This is a genomic window from Roseovarius tibetensis, from assembly GCF_050896375.1.
GTDB classification, from domain to species: domain Bacteria; phylum Pseudomonadota; class Alphaproteobacteria; order Rhodobacterales; family Rhodobacteraceae; genus Roseovarius; species Roseovarius tibetensis.
This window is the reverse complement of the sequence record NZ_JBPBBB010000001.1, coordinates 332949-355469: the sequence shown is the minus strand read 5'-3', so window position 1 is coordinate 355469 and position 22521 is coordinate 332949. Positions and strand designations below refer to the sequence as shown.

Annotated in this window: 19 protein-coding genes, 2 tRNA genes and 1 pseudogene; 10 read left to right on the top strand and 12 right to left on the bottom strand. The window is 65.0% G+C overall.

Features of this window, described 5'->3' with window-relative positions; translation table 11 throughout:
* Nucleotides 1-35: 35 nt before the first annotated feature.
* The 5 genes from ACROSR_RS01790 to fabI all read right to left on the bottom strand — a co-directional run bounded on the left by ACROSR_RS01790 (nucleotide 36) and on the right by fabI (nucleotide 5523).
* Nucleotides 36-650 carry a rhodanese-like domain-containing protein gene (locus ACROSR_RS01790; protein ID WP_432682035.1) on the bottom strand — a complete coding sequence of 205 codons (615 nt, stop codon included), beginning with the start codon at nucleotides 648-650 and terminating at the stop codon, nucleotides 36-38.
* Nucleotides 651-748: 98 nt separating this feature from the next.
* Complete coding sequence (gene trpE, locus ACROSR_RS01785; RefSeq protein ID WP_432682034.1) at nucleotides 749-2260, bottom strand: anthranilate synthase component I; 1512 nt, start codon at nucleotides 2258-2260, stop codon at nucleotides 749-751.
* A gap of 11 nt (nucleotides 2261-2271) precedes the next feature.
* Nucleotides 2272-4107 carry a peptidylprolyl isomerase gene (locus ACROSR_RS01780; RefSeq protein ID WP_432682033.1) on the bottom strand — a complete coding sequence of 612 codons (1836 nt, stop codon included), beginning with the start codon at nucleotides 4105-4107 and terminating at the stop codon, nucleotides 2272-2274.
* A 99-nt stretch (nucleotides 4108-4206) separates the two neighbouring features.
* A complete protein-coding gene (gene gpt, locus ACROSR_RS01775) occupies nucleotides 4207-4707 on the bottom strand; it encodes a xanthine phosphoribosyltransferase (RefSeq protein WP_432682032.1) in 501 nt (166 codons plus the stop codon).
* A 9-nt stretch (nucleotides 4708-4716) separates the two neighbouring features.
* Nucleotides 4717-5523 (bottom strand): enoyl-ACP reductase FabI, encoded by an 807-nt coding sequence (gene fabI, locus ACROSR_RS01770; RefSeq protein ID WP_432682031.1) that lies wholly within the window; start codon nucleotides 5521-5523, stop codon nucleotides 4717-4719.
* A 167-nt stretch (nucleotides 5524-5690) separates the two neighbouring features.
* Here fabI and pdxH point away from each other — a divergent pair, with 167 nt between their 5' ends.
* From pdxH to murJ, 8 genes are all read left to right on the top strand, one after another.
* Complete coding sequence (pdxH, locus tag ACROSR_RS01765) at nucleotides 5691-6293, top strand: pyridoxamine 5'-phosphate oxidase (RefSeq protein WP_432682030.1); 603 nt, start codon at nucleotides 5691-5693, stop codon at nucleotides 6291-6293.
* Nucleotides 6294-6414: 121 nt separating this feature from the next.
* On the top strand, nucleotides 6415-6948 hold the full coding sequence (locus tag ACROSR_RS01760; protein WP_432682029.1) for a cold-shock protein: 534 nt from the start codon (nucleotides 6415-6417) through the stop codon (nucleotides 6946-6948).
* Nucleotides 6918-7412 (top strand): DUF192 domain-containing protein, encoded by a 495-nt coding sequence (locus ACROSR_RS01755; RefSeq protein ID WP_432682028.1) that lies wholly within the window; start codon nucleotides 6918-6920, stop codon nucleotides 7410-7412. Before ACROSR_RS01760 ends, ACROSR_RS01755 begins: the two co-directional genes overlap by 31 nt.
* A 65-nt stretch (nucleotides 7413-7477) precedes the next feature.
* Nucleotides 7478-7554: transfer RNA gene (locus ACROSR_RS01750), tRNA-Pro, on the top strand.
* A 375-nt stretch (nucleotides 7555-7929) separates the two neighbouring features.
* Nucleotides 7930-11586 (top strand): vitamin B12-dependent ribonucleotide reductase, encoded by a 3657-nt coding sequence (locus ACROSR_RS01745; protein WP_432682027.1) that lies wholly within the window; start codon nucleotides 7930-7932, stop codon nucleotides 11584-11586.
* An 11-nt stretch (nucleotides 11587-11597) separates the two neighbouring features.
* Nucleotides 11598-12527: a BstA C-terminal domain-containing protein gene (locus ACROSR_RS01740; protein WP_432682026.1), complete on the top strand. Its 930-nt coding sequence runs from the start codon at nucleotides 11598-11600 to the stop codon at nucleotides 12525-12527.
* Between the two features lie 227 nt (nucleotides 12528-12754).
* Nucleotides 12755-13189 carry a PaaI family thioesterase gene (locus ACROSR_RS01735; protein WP_432682025.1) on the top strand — a complete coding sequence of 145 codons (435 nt, stop codon included), beginning with the start codon at nucleotides 12755-12757 and terminating at the stop codon, nucleotides 13187-13189.
* A gap of 440 nt (nucleotides 13190-13629) precedes the next feature.
* On the top strand, nucleotides 13630-15171 hold the full coding sequence (murJ, locus tag ACROSR_RS01730) for a murein biosynthesis integral membrane protein MurJ (RefSeq protein ID WP_432682024.1): 1542 nt from the start codon (nucleotides 13630-13632) through the stop codon (nucleotides 15169-15171).
* Between the two features lie 58 nt (nucleotides 15172-15229).
* Here the strand turns inward: murJ and ACROSR_RS01725 are convergent, their stop codons facing one another.
* The 6 genes from ACROSR_RS01725 to rlmB form a co-directional block, all read right to left on the bottom strand.
* Complete coding sequence (locus ACROSR_RS01725) at nucleotides 15230-15838, bottom strand: ImuA family protein (protein WP_432682023.1); 609 nt, start codon at nucleotides 15836-15838, stop codon at nucleotides 15230-15232.
* 85 nt (nucleotides 15839-15923) lie between these two features.
* On the bottom strand, nucleotides 15924-16709 hold the full coding sequence (locus ACROSR_RS01720) for an inositol monophosphatase family protein (RefSeq protein ID WP_432682022.1): 786 nt from the start codon (nucleotides 16707-16709) through the stop codon (nucleotides 15924-15926).
* Nucleotides 16710-16808: 99 nt separating this feature from the next.
* Nucleotides 16809-18221 (bottom strand): FAD-binding oxidoreductase, encoded by a 1413-nt coding sequence (locus ACROSR_RS01715; RefSeq protein ID WP_432682021.1) that lies wholly within the window; start codon nucleotides 18219-18221, stop codon nucleotides 16809-16811.
* A 91-nt stretch (nucleotides 18222-18312) separates the two neighbouring features.
* The gene (locus ACROSR_RS01710; RefSeq protein ID WP_432682020.1) at nucleotides 18313-18786 is read right to left on the bottom strand and encodes a CoA-binding protein; all 474 of its coding nucleotides are present in this window, start codon (nucleotides 18784-18786) and stop codon (nucleotides 18313-18315) included.
* A gap of 190 nt (nucleotides 18787-18976) precedes the next feature.
* Nucleotides 18977-19315 (bottom strand): hypothetical protein, encoded by a 339-nt coding sequence (locus tag ACROSR_RS01705; RefSeq protein ID WP_432682019.1) that lies wholly within the window; start codon nucleotides 19313-19315, stop codon nucleotides 18977-18979.
* A 49-nt stretch (nucleotides 19316-19364) separates the two neighbouring features.
* Complete coding sequence (gene rlmB, locus ACROSR_RS01700; RefSeq protein WP_432682018.1) at nucleotides 19365-20141, bottom strand: 23S rRNA (guanosine(2251)-2'-O)-methyltransferase RlmB; 777 nt, start codon at nucleotides 20139-20141, stop codon at nucleotides 19365-19367.
* Nucleotides 20142-20274: 133 nt separating this feature from the next.
* Between rlmB and ACROSR_RS01695 the strand changes: the two genes are divergently transcribed.
* Both ACROSR_RS01695 and ACROSR_RS01690 read left to right on the top strand, forming a co-directional pair.
* A tRNA-Tyr gene (locus tag ACROSR_RS01695) sits at nucleotides 20275-20358 on the top strand.
* Nucleotides 20359-20779: 421 nt separating this feature from the next.
* Nucleotides 20780-21571 (top strand): enoyl-CoA hydratase/isomerase family protein, encoded by a 792-nt coding sequence (locus ACROSR_RS01690; protein ID WP_432682017.1) that lies wholly within the window; start codon nucleotides 20780-20782, stop codon nucleotides 21569-21571.
* Nucleotides 21572-22027: 456 nt separating this feature from the next.
* On the opposite strand, the pseudogene ACROSR_RS01685 reads toward ACROSR_RS01690, so the two are convergent.
* Nucleotides 22028-22144, bottom strand: a pseudogene (locus ACROSR_RS01685) (IS5/IS1182 family transposase); the annotation flags it as partial.
* Nucleotides 22145-22521: the final 377 nt, after the last annotated feature.

Genomic DNA, 22521 nt, shown 5'->3' with positions numbered 1-22521 from the left:
CCGGTGATGCCGCAAGGCCCGGCCCGCCGCAAGCCTCAGTGGTGGCCGGGCCACAGGCCTTCGCGGATCTTGTAGGTCCAGGGCAGACCGGCGTTGCGCCAGCCATTGACGTCGCGCACGCCCGCGTCGTTCTTGTCGCCTTCAAAGCCGTCGACCATACTGTAAAGCGTCACGTCGACGCCCGCCTCGGTCAGCGCGTTGACAGCATCGGCACTGCGCGAGCCCGAGCGGCACATGACCACCAGCGTGTCGATGCCTTGTGCGGCATCACTGGCCAGCCATGCCGTCACCTCTTGCACGAAATCCGGATGGTTTATCATCTTGTAAACGCCTTTCTTGGCGTTGAACCCCAGTTCGGGGTCGACGATCTTGAACGGGATATTCGCGGCGGTCGGGGTCGGATAGCCGACGAGCATCGTCTCGGACGGCGAGCGGACGTCGAGCAGGGCGACGTTGTCGTGTTCGGACAGGACGCGTCCCGACTCGGCCGCCGTGATGTAAAGGCCGGGGTCGGTGAGCTTCTTGTCGGGCAGGCTGTCGGCCGCGACCGGGTCTTGCAGGTCGAGCGGTGCGGCATGGCCGGCCATCGGTGCAAACGCCAACATGAGCGCGACAAGCGCCGGGGCAATGCTGTGGGCGATACAGGGCATTGGGTTTTCCCTCCTGATATACATTCCGAGATTGGAATATGATGATGAGGATCTAAATCTCAAGTGGCGGGTCCGCATTGATCTGCGTCAAGCCCGCCTCAGAGGTTGCCGTCGCCGCCGAACCGGGCCGCATCCGCCGCCGCGCGGCGGATGGCGTTGGATTTGTGGACGGTTTCCATGTACTCGGCCTCGGGGTCGCTGTCATGCACCACGCCGCCGCCGGCCTGGATATAGAGGGTGTCGTCCTTGACCACCGCGGTGCGCAGCGCGATGCAGACATCCATGTCGCCGCCGGCGCTGAAATAACCTACGCCGCCGCCATAGACGCCGCGCTTTTCAGGCTCCAGCTCGTCGATGATCTGCATGGCGCGGACCTTGGGCGCGCCCGACACGGTGCCAGCGGGCAGCCCCGCCAGCAGCGCCGAGAGCGCGTCCTGATCTTCGGCCAGCTCGCCCACGACGTTCGACACGATATGCATCACGTGGCTGTAGCGTTCGATGACGAATTTCTCGGTCGGGTGGACGCTGCCGATCTTGGACACGCGCCCCGCATCGTTGCGTCCGAGGTCGAGCAGCATCAGGTGTTCGGCGCGTTCCTTGGCGTCGCCCAGCAGATCGGCCTCGAGCGCGCGGTCCTCTTCGGGTGTCGCGCCGCGCGGCCTTGTGCCGGCGATCGGACGCACAGTGACCTCGCGCCCGAAGACCCGCACGAGGATTTCCGGCGAGGCGCCGATCACCTGGAACTCTCCAAAGTTGAAATAGAACATGAAGGGCGAGGGGTTGGTGCGCCGCAAGGACCGGTACAGCGCCAGGGGCGGCTGGCGGAACGGCTGTGTCCAGCGCTGCGAGGGGACCACCTGAAAGATGTCGCCGGCGCGGATGTAATCCTTGGCGGTCTCGACCGCTTTCTTGTAGCCTTCGCGCGTGAAATTCGACACCGGCGCTGCGTCCTCGGACGCCTCGCCAAGATCGCGGCTGGATTGCGGCAGCGCGCGGTCGAGGTCGCGGACCGCGTCCATCACCCGCTCGGCGGCCTGCGCATAGGCGGCACGCGCCGACTGGCCGCTGCTGACCCATGCGGGCGCGACGACCGTCACCTCGCCCTTCACCCCGTCGAGCACCGCGACGACCGAGGGCCGCAGCATGACCGCGTCAGGCAGGCCAAGCGTGTCGGGCGGCATGTCGGGCAAGTTTTCGACGAGCCGGATCATGTCGTAGCCGAGATAGCCGAAAAGTCCCGCGCTCGCCGCCGGCAGATCATCGGGCAAGGCGATGCGGCTTTCCGCGATCAGGTCACGCAGGTTGGCCAGTGGATCGCCGTCCTGATCCGAAAAGGCGTCGGCGTCGAAGCGCGCGGCGCGGTTGAGCCGGCTGGTGGTGCCATTGCAATGCCAGATCAGGTCGGGCTTCATCCCGATGATCGAATAGCGCCCGCGCACCTCGCCGCCGGTGACCGATTCCAGCAGGAAACTGTCGCGTGCCCCGCCCGTCAGTTTGAGCATCAGCGAGACCGGCGTGTCGAGATCCGCGGCCAGCCGCGCATGCACGACCTGGTTTTCGCCGGCCTCGTAGGCCCGCGCGAAAACGTCATAGGACGGGGTCAGTTCCACGGGATGCGTCCTCAGTTGAAGTTGGCATGCACGGCGTTGAGCGCGGCCTGGTCGATCGTCACTCCGGCGCGCGCGCGAATGTCGTTGGCGAGGATCTCGAACATGTCCTGACCGAGACCGGCGGCGACCTGATCGCGCAGGCTGCGGCGCAGGCGCGCCATGTCCGGGTCGTCCTCGGCCGGTGGCCTGATCGCGTCGAGCCGCAGCACGAAGACTTGGCCGTCGCCCTCGATCATCCGCACCGCGCCCTCGTCCATGTCGAAGACCGTCTCGATGAAGTCGGACGGGACATCGTCGCGATAGCCCCGACGGGTCATGTCGATCACCTCGGTCGCGTCCATGTCGAGCGCCGCAAAGGTTTCGCCGCCGCGCAAGCGATCAAGTTGTGGTTCGATCTGGTCCTGCAGGGTCCGCATGGTGGCGTCGGCGCGCCAGCCCGCAACCACTTCGTCACGCACCGCGTCGAGGTGTTGCAGGCGCGGCTCTTGTATCCTGTCGAGCCGCAGCGCGAAGAGGCCGCGTTCGTCCATCCGTTCGACGCGCGGATAATCGCCGTCCTCGACGGCCTCGGCGGCGTCGCGGAAGTCGGCGTAGCCCGCGATGCCTTCGGTCATTCCGGGGTGCCATTCGATCTCGCCCAGTTCGAGCGCGGTCTCGCGCGCGACATCCTCGAGAGTGGCGCCGCCCGCCAGCAGGTCATCGACCTCGGTGCCGATCGTTTCGATCATGCGGCGGGCGCGGTCGAGCGCGAGAAGATCGCGCAGTTGCGGTTTCGCCTCTTCAAAGGAGGTTCGCTGCGCGTCGAGCACCGCGTTGACACGAAACAGCGCCGGTCCCAAGTCCGTTTGCACCGGGCCGACGACGCTGCCCGGCTCGGCAGAGAAGACCGCCTCGGACGCTGCCCCAAGCTCTTCGGCAGAGACGTCGCCCAGATCTACATCGGCGAGGTCGAGGCCCCGGTCGGCCACCAGCGTCTCGAAGCTGTCGCCATCGTCGAGCCGCGCCCGCGCCGCCTCGGCCGCGGCACGGTCGGAAAAGGCCAGCCGCTCGACAAGGCGGCGTTCGGGTTGGTTGAACTGGTTCGAACGCTCTTCATAGGCGCGGCGCAGCGTGTCGTCGTCCAGTGCGACGCTGTCGAGCAGCATCTCCGGCGTGACCCACGCATAGGTGATGACCTTGGTTTCAGGCGTGGTGAATTGCGCGCTGTTTTCCTCGTGATAGCGGCGCAGATCCGCCTCGGAGGGCACCGGCAGGCCGGTTTGCAGGTCGCCGCGGTCAAGCGCAGCGTAGGTGACGCTGCGCCGCTCGCCCAGGTAGGTCATGATCGTCTCGACATAGGCGGGCCGCACCCGGATGCCGGAAAGGGCCGCGGCCTGCAGCAGTGTCGAGGCGGTCTCGGCACGGATGTCTTCCTCGAACTCCGCCTCGTTCAGCCCCGCCTGTTCCAGCGCGAAGGCATAGGCCTCGCGGTCGAACTCGCCATCGAGGCCGCGAAATCCTTCGATCGACAGGATCTCGTCGCGCAGGGTCGCGTCGCCCACCGAAATGCCAAGGCGCGCGGTCTCGTGCTCCAGCGCGGCGCGCGAGACCAGCCGCGACAGGACCCGTTGGTCCAGCCCTGCCGCGCGGGCCTCGGCGAAGCTGACGGTTTCGCCGCGTTCGGCCTCAAGCGCGCGGATCTCGTTGCGCAGGGCGCGGGCATAGGTGTTGACGTCGATCTGCGCGTCGCCCACAGAGCCGACGCTGCGCACCGTCCCCGACAGGTTGGTCGCGCCGAAGCCGGCCAGCCCGATGATCAAAAGGCCCATCAGGACCCACATCGCGCCTTTCGAAAGTCCCTTGCCCACGATCCCGGCCTCCTGTTCGCCATCATTTCAGAATTGCGTATCGCCAGGCTGTCTACGCGCTACGCCGAGGCGGGGCAATACCGCCGCGCGCGGCGCCGCTCAGACGCCGCGATACGGTTCGACATATTGAAGCGCCATGTCCCACGGAAAGAAGATCCACGTGTCCTGGCTGACCTCGGTGATGAAGGTGTCCACCCGGTCGCGCCCCATCGGCTTGGCGTAGACCGTGGCGATATGCGCCTGCGGCAGGTGATCTCGCACCACGTCGAGCGTGCGCCCGGTATCCACCAGATCATCGACGATCAGAACGCCCGCACCGTCGCCCATCAGGTCCGCATCTGGCGACTTGATGACCACCGGCGCGGTCTGGGTCTGATGGTTGTAGGATTTCACGCTGATCGTATCGACCATGCGGATGTCCAGTTCGCGCGCGACGATCATCGCCGGGGCCATGCCGCCGCGGGTGATTGCCACGACGGCGCGCCAGCCCTCGACCGGGGCCTCGCTTTGCAGGCGCCATGCCAGCGCGCGCGCATCGCGGTGCAACTGGTCCCAGCTGACGTGAAAGCCCTTTTCATGGGGCAGGCGGTCGGGTGTCATTGCGGGCCCTCAGGTGGCGTCGATATCGGGGGCATCGACGGCCTTCATGCCGACGATGTGATAGCCCGCATCGACATGCAGCGTTTCGCCGGTGACGCCAGAGCCGAGGTCGCTCAGCATGTAGAGCGCCGAACGCCCGACATCGTCGATGGTCACGTTGCGACGCAGCGGCGAGTTCAGCTCGTTCCACTTCAGGATATAACGGAAATCGCCGATGCCGCTGGCGGCGAGCGTTCGGATCGGGCCGGCGCTGATCGCGTTGACGCGGACGTTGTCGCGGCCCAGATCCTCGGCCATGTACTTGACCGATGCCTCCAGCGCGGCCTTGGCGACCCCCATCACGTTGTAATGCGGCATGACCTGCTCCGCGCCGTAATACGTCAGCGTCAGCGCCGAGCCGCCAGAATTCATCATCTTTTCCGCGCGTTGCATCACGGCGGTGAAGGAATAGACGGAGATATCCATGGTGCGCAGGAAGTTCTCGCGGCTGGTATCGACGTAGCGCCCGCGCAGCTCGTTCTTGTCGGAATACCCGATCGCATGCACGACGAAGTCGAGATTGTCCCAATGGCTGCCCAGATCGGTAAAGAGCTGGTCGATCGAGGCCATGTCGGCCACGTCGCACGGCAGGACGATGCTTGACCCAAGCTCTGCCGCGAGGGGGCCGACGCGTTTCTTCAGCGCGTCGCCCTGATAGCTGAAGGCAAGCTCGGCCCCGGCATCGGCGCAGGCCCGCGCGATGCCCCACGCGATGGATTTGTCATTGGCGAGCCCCATGATCAGCCCGCGCTTGCCCGTCATCAGATTGTTCGACATTCCCGACCCCCGCCACAGCGATTTACCTGACCCTTAGGCGATTGCACGAAGTGCATCAAGGGCCGGTCGGCCACAGACGCCGCTGCGGGTGACGGTTTGTCAACGTGGCCTTGCGGCCCTATCATCAAATCAGCCGGGTTTCCGGTGGTTTCAGGAAAAGGTGCACGATGGAACGTGACGGAATATTCGCAGGTGACGACCCGTTCGAGATCGCGCGTCAATGGATGCGCGAGGCCGAGGCGACAGAGATCAATGATCCCAACGCGATCGCCGTCGCCACGGTCGATGCGACCGGCCTGCCCAATGTGCGCATGGTCCTGTTGAAGGAGATCGCCGCGGACGGGTTCATCTTCTACACCAATTACGACTCGGCCAAGGGGGCCGAGCTGGCCCAAACCCCCAAGGCGGCGTTGGTGATGCATTGGAAATCGCTGCGCCGTCAGGTGCGGGTGCGCGGGCATGTCACGCGCGAAGACGGGGCGAAGGCGGACGAATACTATGCCTCGCGCGGGCTCAAGAGCCGTTTGGGGGCCTGGGCGTCGAAGCAGTCGCAGCCGCTCGAGTCGCGGGCCGCATTGATGGCAGAGGTGGCGAAGGTCTCGGCGCGAAAAGGACCCAACCCGCCGCGCCCAGAGTTCTGGGGCGGGTTCCGCATCACGCCGGTCGAGATCGAATTCTGGGCCGACGGCGCCTTTCGCCTGCATGACCGGTTCGTGTGGCGCCGGCAGGATGCCGGGCAGGACTGGACTGTGCAGCGTCTCAACCCGTGAAAAGCGTGTTGTGCGGGTGTCGATTTTCTGTAACGATCAAAGGTTAACGGGCGCGGGTGCGGTAGTCGAGCGGGGGCGACACGACCGAACCCGTGTGCACCGAGTTTCAGGGTAATGTGCCGTGACCGCAGACGACGACGCAATTCGCAGGTTAAGGGGCCGTGTGAAGTGGTTCGATCCCGTCAGAGGGTTCGGCTTCGTTGTCGCCGACGAGGGGGGCACGGACATCCTTCTGCACGCCAACGTGCTGCGCAACTTCGGCCAAAGCTCGATCGCCGATCGCGCAAGCGTCGAGATCGATGTGCAACAGACCGATCGCGGCCGTCAGGCGGTTGAGGTACATGTCGTCGAGCCGCCGGATGACGCAGAGATCGGCGCGTTGGTCGATCTTCAGGATATTGACCCGGACGTGCTGCGCGCGGCACCGCTGGAGCCCGCGCGCGTCAAATGGTTCGACAAGGGCAAGGGGTTCGGTTTTGCCAACACCTTTGGCAGTCAGGACGACGTGTTCGTGCATGTCGAGGTGCTGCGCCGAGCCGGGTTGGCCGACGTGCAGGCGGGCGAGGCCGTGGCGATCCGGGTCATCGACGGCAAGCGAGGACGCATGGCAACGGAGGTGTGCGGATGGGAAGCGGCAGTAAGATCCTCGGGGTAGCGCTGGTCACGGTGGCCGTCACGCTGGCAGGCATCGCGGGGGCCGGGCCGTGCCGCGAGGACGCGGTCAAGCTGCGCGGCGACGGCGATCAGGCGCGGTTCCGGGTGGAACTGGCCGATGACGCGGCCGAGCGCGCGCAGGGCCTGATGAACCGTGACACGCTGGCGCGCGGGGCGGGCATGCTGTTCGTCTATCCGCAGCCGCGGCAGGTGGCGTTCTGGATGAAGAACACGCGCATTCCGCTCGACATGATCTTTCTCGACGCTGCCGGCATCGTGCAGAAGGTGCATCACGAGGCCGTCCCCCATGACGAGACGCCGATCTTCGGTGGCGACGGCATCCAGAGCGTGCTGGAGATCAATGGCGGGCTGGCGCGCCGCATCGGCATTTCAGAGGGCTGGGAGTTGCGCCACCCGGCCATCGACCAGGACCGCGCCGCCTGGCCTTGCGGCGCCGAAGAGTAAGGCGCGCGGCGCGGCGATTTCCACTTTTCAAAAGCGCGCATCGCGGGTATTGCCCGATCATGGTTCGGGGCGTGGCGCAGTCTGGTAGCGCACCTGTTTTGGGTACAGGGGGTCGTAGGTTCGAATCCTGCCGCCCCGACCATTTCCGACACATTGGGTAAGCGCGGGCCTGCATGGCCGAGTCGCGAGGCCGGCCCGGCGTGGCTGCGGCATTCCGATAGTCAAACCTTTTTTGTCATGAGAACCGTAAATTTTGCGTTGACCGGACCGGTCTAAATACGGCAAGTTGTGTGTGTCGCCATCAAGGCCACCAGATATAGCGTTGCCCCATAATCAAGCACCGCGCCGTATTCAGGAGCCGATGGCCAGTTTCGACATCACCGGATGCCGCCGGGTCCAAGTGCGTCGCGCGCCCCTCAAGGATGTGCGGCTGAGGACGCAGTGTGGCTGACGGTCCCCATAGACCGGCAGATCGGGCCCCAGTCCCGGCAGTCCAGACCATCAAGAGGCACGAGTCATGAAGATCGAACGCAAATTCACCACCGCCGGACAGGATGCGTATGCCGCGCTGGATTTCGTCACCACCGCGTCCGAGATCCGCAATCCCGACGGCACCACGGTGTTCCGGCTGGACGAGATCGAGGTGCCCGCGGGCTGGAGCCAGGTGGCCAGCGACGTGATCGCGCAGAAGTATTTTCGCAAGGCGGGCGTGCCCAACAAGCTGGAAAAGCGGCCCGAGGACGGCGTGCCGGAATTCCTGTGGCGCTCGGGGCCCGCGGCCGACAATGACGGGTTCGGCGGCGAGACGAAGGCGCGGCAGGTCTTTGACCGGCTGGCCGGCGCATGGGCCTATTGGGGCTGGAAGGGCGGCTATTTCTCGACCGAGGCCGATGCCCGTGCCTATTACGACGAGATGCGCGTCATGCTGGCCCGGCAGATGGCGGCGCCCAACAGCCCGCAATGGTTCAACACCGGCCTGCACTGGGCCTACGGCATCGACGGACCCAGCCAGGGGCATTTCTATGTCGATCCCGAAACCCACGAGCTGACGCAATCGACCAGCGCCTACGAGCATCCGCAGCCGCATGCCTGCTTCATCCAGTCGGTGCGCGACGACCTTGTCGGCGATGGCGGCATCATGGATCTGTGGGTGCGCGAAGCGCGGCTGTTCAAGTACGGGTCGGGCACAGGCACCAATTTCAGCAGCTTGCGCGCCGAGGGCGAAAAGCTGTCGGGCGGTGGCAAGTCCAGCGGCCTCATGGGGTTTCTCAAGATCGGTGACCGCGCGGCGGGCGCGATCAAGTCGGGCGGCACCACGCGCCGCGCCGCCAAGATGGTGATCTGCGACGCCGACCATCCCGACATCCAGGAATTCATCAACTGGAAGGTGCGCGAGGAACAAAAGGTCGCCAGCATCGTCGCGGGCAGCAAGATGCACGAGCAGAAGCTGAACGAGATCTTCGCGGCAATCCGTGGCTGGGACGGGACCACCGAGGATGCCGTCGACCCACGCGTGAACCCGCAGTTGAAATCGGCCATCCGTGGCGCCAAGCAGATGCAGATCCCCGAGACCTACGTCAAGCGCGTGCTGGATTATGCCAAGCAGGGCTACGAGAGCATCGAGTTTCCGACCTACGACACCGACTGGGATTCCGAGGCCTATGCCAGCGTGTCGGGCCAGAACTCCAACAACTCGATCCGCGTCACCGATGCCTTCCTCAAGGCGGTCAAGGACGATGCCGACTGGGCGCTGATCAACCGCACCGACGGGGCGGTGGCCAAGACCATCAAGGCCCGCGACCTGTGGGAGGACGTGGGCCATGCCGCATGGGCCTGCGCCGATCCGGGTATCCAGTATCACGACACCGTCAACGCATGGCACACCTGCCCCGAAGATGGCGAGATCCGCGGATCGAACCCGTGTTCGGAATACATGTTTCTGGATGACACGGCCTGCAACCTCGCCTCGATGAACCTGCTGAAGTTCTATGATGGCGAGGAATTCGACGCCGACGCCTACATGCATGCCACGCGGCTGTGGACCGTGACGCTTGAAATCTCGGTGATGATGGCGCAATTCCCCAGCCGCGAGATCGCGCAGCGCAGCTTCGCGTTCCGCACGCTCGGGCTGGGCTATGCCAACATCGGCGGCCTGCTGATGAACATGGGCCATGGCTACGATTCGGACGAGGGTCGCGCGCTGTGCGGTGCGCTGACTGCGATCATGACCGGTGTTAGCTATGCCACCAGCGCCGAGATGGCGGGCGAACTGGGCGCCTTTGCGGGCTACGAAAAGAACGCCGACCACATGCTGCGCGTCATCCGCAACCATCGCCGCGCCGCCCATGGCGCGACCAAGGGCTACGAGGGGCTGGCCGTGCCGCCCGTGCCACTGGATCACGCCAACTGCCCCGATGCGCGGCTGACCGATCTGGCGAAAGGGTGCTGGGACGAGGCGCTCAAGCTGGGCGAGACGCATGGCTACCGCAACGCGCAAGCCACGGTGATCGCGCCCACCGGCACGATCGGGCTGGTGATGGATTGCGACACGACCGGGATCGAGCCGGATTTTGCCCTTGTGAAGTTCAAGAAGCTCGCCGGCGGCGGCTATTTCAAGATCATCAACCAGTCGGTGCCGGCCGCCTTGGAGAAGCTGGGCTACGGCCCTGCGCAGATCGAGGAGATCGTGGGCCATGCCGTGGGTCACGGCACCATCGGCAACGCGCCGGCGATCAACCCCACCTCGCTGGTCGGGCACGGCTTTGGCGAAAACGAGCTGGCCAAGATCGAGGCCGCGCTTGGCAGTGCGTTCGATATCCGCTTCGTCTTCAACCAGTGGACGCTGGGGGTGGAGTTCTGCACGCAGGTTCTGGGCATCCCGCAGGACAAGCTCAACGATCCGACCTTCGACCTGCTGGCGCATCTGGGCTACTCCAAGCGCGATATCGAGGCGGCCAACAACCATGTCTGCGGCACCATGACGCTGGAAGGCGCGCCGCATCTGGACCCCGCGCATTACCATATCTTCGATTGCGCCAACCCGTGCGGCAAGACCGGCAAGCGATACCTCGGCGTGCAAAGCCACATCACCATGATGGCGGCCGCGCAAAGCTTCATCTCGGGCGCGATCTCCAAGACGATCAACATGCCCAACGATGCCACCATCGAGGATTGCCAGAGCGCTTATGAATTGTCGTGGTCGCTGGGGGTGAAGGCCAACGCGCTGTATCGTGACGGCTCGAAACTCAGCCAGCCGCTGGCATCGGCGCTGGTCGAGGATGACGACGAGGCCGCCGAGGTGCTGGAATCCGGCAGCCAGCAGGAAAAGGCCACCGTGCTGGCCGAGAAGATCGTCGAGAAGGTGATCTACAAGGAGGTGCGCAAGACGCAGCGCGAAAAGCTGCCGCAGCGGCGCAAGGGCTACACCCAGAAGGCCAATGTCGGCGGGCACAAGGTCTACCTGCGCACCGGCGAATACGAGGGCGGCCAGCTTGGCGAGATCTTCATCGACATGCACAAGGAAGGCGCGGGTTTCCGGGCGATGATGAACAACTTCGCCATCGCGGTCAGTGTCGGCCTGCAATACGGCGTGCCGTTGGAAGAGTTCGTGGATGCCTTCACCTTCACCAAGTTCGAGCCTGCGGGCATGGTGCAGGGCAATGACAGCATCAAGAACGCGACCTCGATCCTCGACTACATCTTCCGCGAACTGGCGGTCAGCTATCTCGACCGCACGGATCTGGCGCATGTGAAACCTGAGGGCGCGAGCTTTGACGATCTGGGTCATGGCGAGCAGGAAGGCACCGGCAATATCCGGGAAGTGTCGGGCGAGGCCGCCTCGCGTTCGCTGGAGGTGCTCAAGCAGATCAGCTCGACCGGCTATCTGCGCAAGCGTCTGCCGCAGGAACTGGTCGTGCTGCAAGGTGGCCATGGCATGACCGAGGAGAGCTTTGTCGCAGAGGCGCAGACCGCGCTTCAGACACGCGCGCCCGAGGCCGTGCAGACCAGCCTGTCGACTGTCACGTCCGCGGCCACCGCGATGGATTCCCGCACAAAGGCCCGCATGCAGGGTTTCGAGGGCGAGGCCTGCGGCGAATGCGGCAACTACACGCTGGTGCGCAACGGCACCTGCATGAAGTGCAACACCTGCGGGTCCACCAGCGGGTGTAGCTAAGGAGAATGATCATGCAGCCAAAGATTGTGAGATTGCCCACAAGGCAAAAAGCCTGCGATCCGATGCAGCCCGAACTGGAACTCCATGTCGAACGAGAAGCCCACAGAGATGGTATTGGCATGGGGGTGCTCAGCGACGGCACGCCGTTTTTGACCCAACGTGCAATTGGAGATCTATGTGGTCTTCGGAATAAATATATCGGGATAATTTCGTCGGAGTGGAATAACTCTAGTCCGCCGGTAGAAGTGAAGCGTTTGAAAGAACTTCTTTACGAACAAGGTGATGAGATACCTAACCTCCCGCATATTGAAGTGTGGGCCGGAAATAAAAAGTATCTCGCATATACCGATAGAATATGCACGGCGCTTCTTGAGTACTTTGCCTTTGAAGCGCAGCGTCAAGGTGCAGCAATCGCTCTGCAGAACTATAGAAAGTTGGTTCGCAATGGCCTGAAGAAATACATTTACGATGCGACAGGGTATGTATCCGAGCCTGACGAAGATGTTTGGAGGATCTTCAAGGACCGAGTCAGTTTGACGTTTGATGCGGTGCCAGACGGCTACTTTGGGATATTCAAAGAAATATCCTCATTGATCGTAACCCTTGGTCTTTCAGGTCTACAAATTGACGAAAACTTTGTTCCTGACATCAGCGTAGGCCAAGCTTGGTCAAAGCATTGGGAGAAGGCAAACCTGACTAAACATTTCGGAGCCCGTACGTCATACGCTCACTACTATCCTGAGTATTTTCCCCAAGCGCTTAGCAACCCACAAATTGTCAAGTGTTATCCAGAAAATGCACTTGGTGAGTTTCGTCGTTGGTTCCGAGAGGACTACATCGGTGAGGGCCGTTTTAAGACTTATCTTACAAAGAAGGTAAACGAGAGATTGTTGCCAGAGGGATATGTAGAGAGAGCCATGCTTGCACTTATTCGAGAGTAGAATGGATTTAACAGTTCAGGGGCGGGTGCGCTCGTCCCGCGCGCGGATCGGCGGCAGGCAACGACCTGATCGAGCAGCGCGTCAATAATCCGATCCGCGAAACCTGAGGGGGCCTTGGCCCCCTCTTTTTATGGGCCGGTTATTGGCCGGTCGGGCGGATCTGGCGCAGTTGATGCAAACACGGTAAGGCTGTGGCGATCCGTCCCAGCCTTGCAGGAAGGCCCGCCATGACCCAAGCCCTGTCGCCCGCGATCGAGGCGCGCATTCGTGACAGCTTTGCCGCGCAGGCAATGATGACGACGCTCGGCGCGACGCTGACCGAGATCGCGCCCGGCACCGCGCGGATCGAGGCGCCGATCCTGCCCGGCAGCCTGCAACAGCATGGCTACGCCCATGCCGGACTGACCTTCGCCATCGGCGACAGCGCGGCGGGCTATGCCGCCCTTGGCATCATGCCCGAAGGGTCCGAGGTGCTGACCACCGAGATGAAGATCCACCTTCTGGCCCCGGCGCGCGGCACCCGTCTGATCGCGCGGGGCCGCGTGATCAAGCCGGGGCGCCGGCTGGTGATCGTGCAGGCCGATGTTCATGCCGAGGAGGACGGGTTCGAGACCCATGTCGCGCTGCTGACCGGCACCATGATGCCGCTGCTGCCGGGATAGTCTCCGGCAGATAGGAGACGTTCCCCGATCTCGAAGGGATATGCGGGGGTCTTTCATGGTCTTGAGTGGACGTTGGGAATCTTGTGACGAGCCGCGCATCGGCGGACCGCGGTGCGGCGATCCCGCGTGAATTCAGCAGCGCTTTATCCCAGCCAGATCAGAAAAAGATCAGAGCCTTGCGCAGGTTTCAGCCAAATCGCCGTGCCGGGGGGCGGCCCGGCGATGCGCGGCGCCCTTCGGGCTTGATTCCGCGCGGGCCGTACTCCCAACGTCCGCTCAAGGCCAAAACCTGCACAAATGCATCGTGCCATCATGACAGAACCCGACCCCATCGGGGCGCCCTGTGTCGGGTGGCAAGCACCAGGACAGGCCAGGCCCCTTTCACCCCGGATCGCGATCGGCTAGGTCTGCGTTGCATCGACCCTGCCGGAGGCCCGCCCATGAGACCCGTCCGCCTTCTCTCCGGCATCCTGACCGTGGGCGGCTGGACAATGATGAGCCGCGTTCTGGGCTTCGTGCGCGACGTGATGATCGCCAGTTTCCTTGGTCCCGGCGTTCTGATGGACGCCTTCGTCGCCGCCTTCCGCCTGCCCAACATGTTTCGCCGTTTCTTTGCCGAGGGGGCGTTCAACGCCGCCTTCGTGCCGATGTTCTCCAAGCGGCTGGAGGCCGAAGAGGACCCGATGGGTTTCGCCAGCCTCGCGCTGTCGGGGCTGGGGCTGGTGCTGCTGGCGCTGACCGGGCTGTCGATGGTGTTCATGCCGGCGCTGGTCTGGGCCACCGCCGAGGGGTTCGCGGGCGATGCGCGCTTCGGCGTCACGGTCGAGTTTGGGCGCATCGTCTTTCCCTATATCTTCTTCATCTCGCTGGCCGCGCTGTTTTCCGGCGTGCTGAACGCCGCCGGGCGCTTTGCCGCGGCAGCCGCCGCACCGGTGCTGCTGAACGTGCTGCTGATCGCGGCCATGGGCGCGGCGTCGCTTTGGGGTGGGGGCGTCGCGCAGGCGTTGGTCTGGACGATCCCGGTGGCGGGCATCGCGCAGCTGGCGCTGGTCTGGCACGCGGCAAACCGCGCCGGGCTGCGCATCCGCCCCGTGCGGCCGCGCTGGACGCCCGAGATGGCGCAGCTGGTGCGCATCGCGATCCCTGCCGGGTTGGCCGGTGGCGTGGTGCAGGTCAACCTCGTGGTCGGGCAGTTGGTGGCCTCGCATTACGACAAGGCGGTCAGCTGGCTGTATTCTGCGGACCGGCTGTACCAGTTGCCGCTTGGCGTGGTCGGGATCGCGGTGGGGATCGTGCTGTTGCCGGACCTGTCGCGCCGGTTGAAGGCCGGCGACGACACCGGCGCGCGGATCGCCCTGTCGCGGGCCGGCGAGGTGGCGCTGGCGCTGACCGTGCCGTGTGCCGTGGCGCTGGTGGTGATCCCGCTGCCGCTGGTCGCGGTGCTGTTCGAGCGCGGCGCGTTCAGCGCTGATGACAGCGCCGCGACGGCGCTTGCGGTGGCGATCTACGGCCTCGGGCTGCCGGCCTTCGTGTTGCAGAAGATCCTGCAGCCGATCTTCTTCGCGCGCGAGGATACGCGCAGCCCGTTCCGCTATGCGCTCGTGGCGATGGTGGTGAACGCCGTGCTGGCGGTCGGGCTGTCCTATGCCGTGGGCTGGATCGCGGCGGCGCTGGCGACCACCGTGGCGGCCTGGGTGATGGTCTGGCAACTGGCGCGCGGGGCGCGGGCCTTTGGCGAGGTGGCACGGTTCGATGCACAGTTCCGCCGCCGCCTGTGGCGCATCGTGCTGGCCTCGGCACTGATGGGGGCGGTGATCTGGGGGCTGGGCGCCGTGTTTGGGCCGCTGCTGTCGATGGCCGGCTGGCGGTGGCTGGCACTGCTGGCGCTGGTGGCCTTCGGCACGCTGGCCTACGGGCTATTCGGTCAGGCGCTTGGCGCGTTCCGACTGCAAGAGGTCCGCCACCGCCTGCGGCGCGGATGACCGGATCGAAGGACAGGCGCGCGTCATCCCCACCGGCCGCGACGGGCGTCGCTGGATGTCACGCCTGCCCGAGATGCCACGCGCCGGGGCGCCCCGACAGCGCCCATGTCGCGGGTGGGCCGGTGCGCGCGCGGCGGCGCTCCAGTCGCCAGTGATCGGCGTGCAATGTGTGCGCCGGGGCCATGTGCCAGCGGGTCTCGATCCCGGGCGCGCCGCCATCGCCGGGCGTCAGGATCAGCCCCAGCGGGCGCGCGTGGCCCCGTCCCGCGCCCTCTTCGGCAGCAAGATGCAGGCGGCGCACCGGCGTCAGGCCGGGCGGCCCGGGCAGATCGGCCACCACCAGCGGGGCAGCCCCGCTGCGCAGCGATTCCTCCATGCACCACAGGATGTCCTCGCGCCGCTGCGGGGTGACGAAAACGAAGCTTTCGGGGCCGGTCGCGGGCCCGGTCAGGGCGCGCATGCCGTCGGGATTGGGCCGGTCGGGCGCCCATCCCGGCGCGATCCACAGCACCGGGCCCGACGTGTCGCCCGCCACCAGCATGGCAAAGCTGTGCCGCGCGGGACCGCAGGCTTCGTGCAGCCGCGCACGTGGCAGATCGAGCGCCCCCAGCAGGCGCAGTGGCGCGGCGGGCTGTGTCTGCTGTCGTGTCAGGATCGGCGCGTTCATGCCATGAGATATAGCATGTTCACCTATTGTTCTCAATCGATTCCCGCGTCCGAAAGTGGCCGGGATGTTGCCCCGGCCCTCTGGATCAGCCCCGGATCACGCCGACGAACTTGTCGAACAACGGCTCGTTGGCGCAGATCACATCGCCCGATTCCACGATATTTTCGCCGCGGGTCAGCGGGTCCACCAGACCGCCCGCCTCGCGCACGATGATGATGCCCGCGGCCAGGTCCCACGGGCTGAGCCGGCGTTCCCAGAACCCGTCATAGCGCCCCGCCGCGACATAGGCCATGTCGAGCGCCGCCGCCCCCCACCGCCGCACGCCCGCGCAGGTGGGCAGCAGGCGCGCGAGGTCCTGCAACGTCTCGGGCAGATCCGCGCGGCCGCCAAAGGGCAGGCCGGTGGCGAAGATCGCCTCGCTCATCTTGTGGCGGCCCGAGACCCGCAACCGGCTGTCGTTCATCCACGCGCCGGCGCCCTTCTCGGCGAAGAACGCCTCGTCCTTGGCAGGGTCGTAGACAACGCCCGCCACGATCTCGCCCTTGTGTTCCAGCGCGATCGACACCGCCCAGTGCGGCAGGCCGTGAAGGAAATTCGTTGTGCCGTCCAGCGGGTCGACGATCCAGCGGCGGGTGGGATCCTTGCCCGGTTCCTCGCCGCCCTCTTCGGCCAGCCAGCCATAGTTGGGCCGTGCGTTCATCAGCTCTGCTTTCAGGATCTTCTCGGCGGCGATGTCGGCCCGGCTGACGAAATCGCCCGCGCCCTTGGTCGAGACCTGAAGGTTCTCGACCTCCTTGAAATCCTTGACAAGCGTGCGCCCCGCCTTGCGCGCGGCCTTCAGCATGACGTTGAGATTGGCACTGCCTACCATGGCGCTTGCTCCTTCTGGGTCAGACCGGGCCTATACGCCCGGCATCGGCCCGCGACAAGGGGCGACACGGCAGTGTCGTGGTGCGATCCCCTTCCGCGGTCAGCCGCGCAGAACAGCCCCGGGATTCATGATACCGGCGGGGTCGAGCGCGTCCTTGATGGCGCGCATCGCGTCAAGCTTGACCGGATCGCCGTAGCGTTCCAGATCCCCGACCTTGAGCCGCCCGATGCCGTGCTCGGCGCTGACCGACCCTTCCATCGCGTGCACCAGGTCGTGTACCGCGCGCTTGATCGCCGCGCGGTCGCCCGCGTGGTCGTCGCGGCTGCGGCCCGGTGCCGGGAAGACGTTGTAATGCAGGTTCCCGTCGCCGAGATGTCCGAAACAGTTGATCCGGAACGCGCCAAGATCGGCGATCATGGTCCGTGCCCGCGCGATGAAATCCGGGATGCACGACATCGGCAACGAGATGTCGTGCGAACTGATCGCGCCGATGCGCCGGTTGGCTTCGGGGATCTGTTCGCGGACCTCCCAGACGTCGCGGCGTTGCGCCTCGGACTGGGCGATCATGCCGTCGGTGACAAGACCGGCCTCGTATGCCGCGGCGAAAAGCCCCTCCAGCGCCTCGGCGGGATCAAGGCCACGGGCCAGCCCGATATCTATCAGCACCAGCCATTCAGGCAGCACGTCAAACGGTTGGCGAATATCCGGCAGGGTCTCGGCCAGAAATTCAAGCCCCTGGCGATGCATGATCTCGAACGCGCTGACGCCCTCGCCCAGGTGATCGCGCGCCATCGCCAGCAGGTCGAGCGCCGCGCGCGGGCTGTCCACCACCATCAGCGCGGTGCCCTCCCCGGCGGGGCGCGGAAACAGCTTCAGCGACGCGGCGGTGATCACCCCCAACGTGCCTTCGGACCCGATCAGCAGGTTGCGCAGATCGTAGCCGGTATTGTCCTTGCGCAGGCGCTTCAGCCCGTGCCAGATCCGCCCGTCGGGCAAAACCGCCTCCAGCCCCAGGCACAGGTCGCGCGCGTTGCCGTAGCGCAACACGTTGATTCCGCCGGCATTCGTACCCAGAAGCCCGCCCAGGCGGGCCGACCCCTTGGCGGCGATCGACAGCGGAAACAGCCGGTTCTCGGCCGCCGCCGCCGCATGGATGTCCTGCAGGATCGCCCCGGCCTCGACGACCATCGCGTTCTCCTCGGGCCAGATCCCGCGTACCGCGCGCATCCGCTCGAGGCTCAGGATCACCGGCACGGGGCCGTCGGGGCTGATTTGCCCGCCGACAAGGCCGGTACCCCCGCCATAGGGCAGCACCGGCACGCGTGCCTCGGCACAGGCCCGAACCACATGCGCCACGCCATTCACGCAATCGGGCGCGATCACAATGCCGCGGCCGTGCCATTGTCCACGCGGTTCCTCAAGATAATGCGGCGCTGTCTCGCGAAACGCCGCCTCGGGCAGATGCGCGCGCAGGGAGTCGATCAGGTCAGGCGAAGCGGAACAATGCGTCATGCCCCCTAGCTATCACGCCCGACGCCGTGATCCAGCCCTGTCGCAGCGACCGTCCCCGGCTTTACCTTGCCAAAAATACGCGATTCCCCGGTTACAACTTCGACGAGATCACGCCGGTATTGAACCCGCCCATCCGCAATTCCCCGAAGAGGCGCTGGTACTCGATCTTCGGGCAGCGGTTCATCACCACGTCGACGCCGCGCGCACGGGCCTTGGCGGCGGCCTGCGCATGCTCCACGCCGATCTGCATCCAGATGGTCTGCAAGTCGGGAAACGCCTCCAGCGCCTCGTCGACAATGGCAGGGACGTGTTCGGGGCGGCGGAAGATATCGACCATGTCGACACCGCCTTCGACATGCGACAGCGAGGCGACGACACTGTGCCCGAACAATCGCTCTCCCGCGTGGCCGGGATTGACGGGCACCACCTCGTACGACCTCAGGCCGAGATAACGCGCCACGTAATAACTCGGGCGGACCGGGTTCATCGACACGCCCACGACCGCGACGCGACGCGTGCGGGACAGGATATCGCGCAGGTGGGAATCGCTGTACTCTTCGCTCATGACCGTAATAAAGCACGTGTTGCGCGCAGAAAAAAGCGCCCAAGTAGAACTTGGGCGCCAGTCGCGGAACGAGGGACAGTGATAGGAAACGGCGATGTTCCGTTCCGCCGCTTCTGCATCTTATATAATGCCCGATTCCCGGATAAAAAGGCCTGTAATAGATCTGTGACCGGCGGTTGAAGAGAACCCGTCAATCGAAAATATCCTCGACCACGTCCCAGATCTCTTCCATCACGCGCCGGCCCAGCCCTTTGCGGCGTTTGCGTGGCCGGGGCGGGGGGCTGTGCCGGCGGTCGCCCTCGTAGCTTTGCCGGGGCAGCGTCATCGGGCGCGCCGTGCCGCGCGGCTGGCGCGGATCCGCACCGGGCGGGCCCGACGCGCGGGTCCGGGCAACCTTGGCCTTGGGCAGCGCCTTCATGTCATGCAGCGGCGCTCCGCAGCTTGCACAGGTCAACTCGTGGCGTGCGCGATCCAGCACAAGCGCCGCGCGCGTGCCGCAATAGGTGCATGTGGCGATCTTGTGGGCCATATCGCCTATATTGCCCGAAATTCCGCCATGTCCAATCCCCCGGACGTGCTCAGCCCCGCGAGGCATAAAGCGCCACCGCGGCGGCGTTCGACACGTTGAGCGAGCCGAAATCGCCGGCCTGGTCGATGCGCACCAGCCGGTCTACCGTGTCCCGGGTGCGTGGCCGCAATCCCGGCCCTTCCGCGCCCAGCACCAGGGCGACGGGCCGGTCGCGCCGCCCCTCCAGCGCCGCTTCGAGGCTTTCTTCGGCCTCGCCGGCCAGCCCCAGAACGATATAGCCCATGTTCTGCAAGTCGCCGATCGCATCGGCAAGGTTGCGTACCCGCAGATAGGGCTGACGCTCCAGCGCGCCGCTCGCCGTCTTGGCCAGCGCACCCGTCTCGGGCGCGGAATGGTGACGCGGGGCGATCACGGCACGCGCGCCGAACACCTCGGCCGAGCGCAGGATCGCGCCGACGTTATGCGGATCGGTCACCCGGTCGAGCAATACCACGCGCGGGCCCTGCACCCCGTCACCCATGCAGACCTCGGCCATTGGCCCCCAATCGAGCGGCTTGACCTCGAGCGCCGCCCCCTGATGAACCGAGCCCGGATCGAGCGGGGCGGTGAACCTGCGCGGATCGGCGATCTCGGGCGTCATCGCGCTCGTCGCGATCGCGGGCGCCAGCTTGTCGGCGGCGTTGCGCGTCACGATCAGGCGCAGCTTCTCGCGGCGCGGATTCTCCAGCGCGTCACGCACGGCGTGCAACCCGAACAGCCACACCGTTTCGGCCCCCTCCGCGCGGCGGGCCTGCTCTTTCTCTATCACCCATCGGGGCTTTTTCATGCCCGTCGCCCCTCTCAATTCCAGCGCGCGACCCTGCACCGCGCGGCCATCGCGTGCAAGCGATTTTCCGGTTGACGCCTTTTCCGCCCGCTTGTAACCCACCGTTACAGCAGGTGCAAAACCGCCGCTGTGTGGGCGACAGGCCGCAAGGTGTGGCAGGGGACTGTAACTCCCTCGCGGAGACGCACGCTAGGTTCGATTCCTAGGTCGCCCACCACAACGAAATCACGTACTTATTGGAAAAACTGAGGTGGCGAGGACAGCCGCTGTGAAGAGCGTATAAGCATTTCTTAAGCAAATTTAGCCGGGTGGGTGCTGTCTGAATCGCCGCTCGAAGGGGGCTGGCATAGATCAAGCCACTCGTTGCACCTGCTGATCGGGTTGGGTTTTCTCAGTCAACAGACCACGGCAGGTGATTTCCCGCCAAGGGCAGAATGTGCGCATTGGTGGTTGTAGAAGGTCATCCATTTCCGGACGCCCGCCTTCGCTTCTGACCCGGCCTTCCAGCCATGCAGGTGGATACAACCGTAGTTCGCTTCGCAGACCTGCGGTTCAGGGTCCGCCACAGCCGCTTGATGAAGATGTTGTCGAGACCCCCCCCCATAGTCTAACCACGCCGCAGGGAGGGCTTTGCGATAATGGACAGCTTTGAGACCTTGAAGACCGAGCAGGTGGACAACCACGTGCTGCTGATCACGCTCAACCGGCCCGAGGCATCCAACGCGTTCAACACGCAGATGGCTTGGGATCTGACCCATCTTTTCGAGACACTGGCCATGTCGCCGGGGCAAGTGCGCGCGCTGGTCCTGACAGGATCTGGCCAGAAAGCATTTTGCGCGGGTGGCGACCTGAAAGAGCGCAAAGGCATGTCCGATGCGGCATGGGGCGCACAGCACCTTGTGTTCGAGCGGATGATCCGCGCCGTGATCGCCTGCCCGGTGCCGTCTGTCGGGGCGATCAACGGGGCCGCTTACGGGGGCGGGTGCGAATTGGCGTCGGCGCTTGATTTCATCTATGTCGCGGACACGGCACGCTTTGCCCAGACGGAAGTGCGCATCGGCATCATCCCCGGTGCGGGCGGCACCCAGACCCTTGCGCGCGCCATTGGCGAGAAGCGCGCGAAAGAGTTGATCCTTTCGGCGCGTCCTTTCAGTGCGCAAGAGGCGCTGGACTGGGGGCTGGCCAACAGGGTCTGCCGGCCGGACACGCTGATGGATGATGCGCTGGAAACGGCGAGGGCAATTGCCGCCAATGCACCCATCGCCGTGCGACAGGCCAAGCAAGCGATTCACAAAGGGCTGCAGATGGGGCTCATGGACGGGCTCGCCTTCGAAATCGAGGCCTATAACCGCACCGTGCCCACCGACGACCGGCGCGAGGGTGTGCTGGCCTTCAACGAAAAACGCGATCCGGTTTTCAAGGGACAATAGCCATGTGCGATCCGGCGGCATTTTTCGGCGCGGGCCATGTCGATGATGCCTCCGTCCCGAATTCCGACGTCCGGGAGGCAATCCGCTGCCATCAGACGGTGGACGAGGGATGACGTACGACCCAAGTCATCGGGTCGATCTCATCTGATCTCATCCCCGGGATCATTGCCGGCCGGTCACGAAAAACCCGCGCTGGCGTGCGGACGGCGCAGCAGGCTGATTTGTCCGTATATTAGGACAGTGACATCTATCGGATAGACGAGCATCCGCAAGTCCTGACGCGTTCCTGTTATAGTCTTGCATGCGTCATGCACCGTATGCCCGGCTGTCAAGCCATGCCCCGATGGCCCGCGGCCATCCGGCAGCGTCCAGACCAGCCCGATCGCACTTGAGGCTGCCATTGTTGCAAAATTGCGGCCTGCGCTGGGACCGCCCCTTATCGCATTGACGCCATATAACGCGGACGCTTTCGGCGGTGCCGGGGGCCGAGACGCGGGTCATGAAGGCGATGCGGATGTAGATTTTTGCGGTTTGGCGGTCGGGATCTCTTGCGGTGATGCGATCTTCGAAGGTTCCCACGGTATCGGGTGACGCGCAGCGTTTCGATGCGGGCGTGGGCCGCACCGCTACCTCTGGCTCGTCATTTTGATGCTTCCGCACTCAGCCTCGGGCAGCCTCGCTCGACATCGCGAGGAAAGAGCGCCATGTGGTGATTTGGTGGGCTTGCCGATAGACGCCGAGCCTTTTGGTGAAACCCTTCATGTCAATGGACGCGTGCCAACGGGCGACGCATATCCATTTAGCTTGTCGCTTGGCTCGCGCCGACGGCGCGGATGTGCTGTCCGGGCAGCGACGGCAAGTGGCCGAGTAGCCGAACCCACACACGCAGGGTCGTGCAGCCAGAACCGCATCGCGTTTCCTAGATCCGCATGCCCCGTCTTTGGCCGCGC

What these genes read in the sequence shown, in the direction of transcription:
- ACROSR_RS01710 (WP_432682020.1), bottom strand. Translation starts at nt 18,786, where the DNA reads ATGAGCGAAGAGTACAGCGATTCCCACCTGCGCGATATCCTGTCCCGC.
- fabI (WP_432682031.1), bottom strand. Translation starts at nt 5,523, where the DNA reads ATGTCGAACAATCTGATGACGGGCAAGCGCGGGCTGATCATGGGGCTC.
- gpt (WP_432682032.1), bottom strand. Translation starts at nt 4,707, where the DNA reads ATGACACCCGACCGCCTGCCCCATGAAAAGGGCTTTCACGTCAGCTGG.
- rlmB (WP_432682018.1), bottom strand. Translation starts at nt 20,141, where the DNA reads ATGAAAAAGCCCCGATGGGTGATAGAGAAAGAGCAGGCCCGCCGCGCG.
- ACROSR_RS01715 (WP_432682021.1), bottom strand. Translation starts at nt 18,221, where the DNA reads ATGACGCATTGTTCCGCTTCGCCTGACCTGATCGACTCCCTGCGCGCG.
- ACROSR_RS01790 (WP_432682035.1), bottom strand. Translation starts at nt 650, where the DNA reads ATGCCCTGTATCGCCCACAGCATTGCCCCGGCGCTTGTCGCGCTCATG.
- ACROSR_RS01740 (WP_432682026.1), top strand. Translation starts at nt 11,598, where the DNA reads ATGCAGCCAAAGATTGTGAGATTGCCCACAAGGCAAAAAGCCTGCGAT.
- ACROSR_RS01725 (WP_432682023.1), bottom strand. Translation starts at nt 15,838, where the DNA reads ATGAACGCGCCGATCCTGACACGACAGCAGACACAGCCCGCCGCGCCA.
- ACROSR_RS01755 (WP_432682028.1), top strand. Translation starts at nt 6,918, where the DNA reads ATGGGAAGCGGCAGTAAGATCCTCGGGGTAGCGCTGGTCACGGTGGCC.
- ACROSR_RS01705 (WP_432682019.1), bottom strand. Translation starts at nt 19,315, where the DNA reads ATGGCCCACAAGATCGCCACATGCACCTATTGCGGCACGCGCGCGGCG.
- murJ (WP_432682024.1), top strand. Translation starts at nt 13,630, where the DNA reads ATGAGACCCGTCCGCCTTCTCTCCGGCATCCTGACCGTGGGCGGCTGG.
- pdxH (WP_432682030.1), top strand. Translation starts at nt 5,691, where the DNA reads ATGGAACGTGACGGAATATTCGCAGGTGACGACCCGTTCGAGATCGCG.
- ACROSR_RS01720 (WP_432682022.1), bottom strand. Translation starts at nt 16,709, where the DNA reads ATGGTAGGCAGTGCCAATCTCAACGTCATGCTGAAGGCCGCGCGCAAG.
- ACROSR_RS01735 (WP_432682025.1), top strand. Translation starts at nt 12,755, where the DNA reads ATGACCCAAGCCCTGTCGCCCGCGATCGAGGCGCGCATTCGTGACAGC.
- ACROSR_RS01745 (WP_432682027.1), top strand. Translation starts at nt 7,930, where the DNA reads ATGAAGATCGAACGCAAATTCACCACCGCCGGACAGGATGCGTATGCC.
- ACROSR_RS01690 (WP_432682017.1), top strand. Translation starts at nt 20,780, where the DNA reads ATGGACAGCTTTGAGACCTTGAAGACCGAGCAGGTGGACAACCACGTG.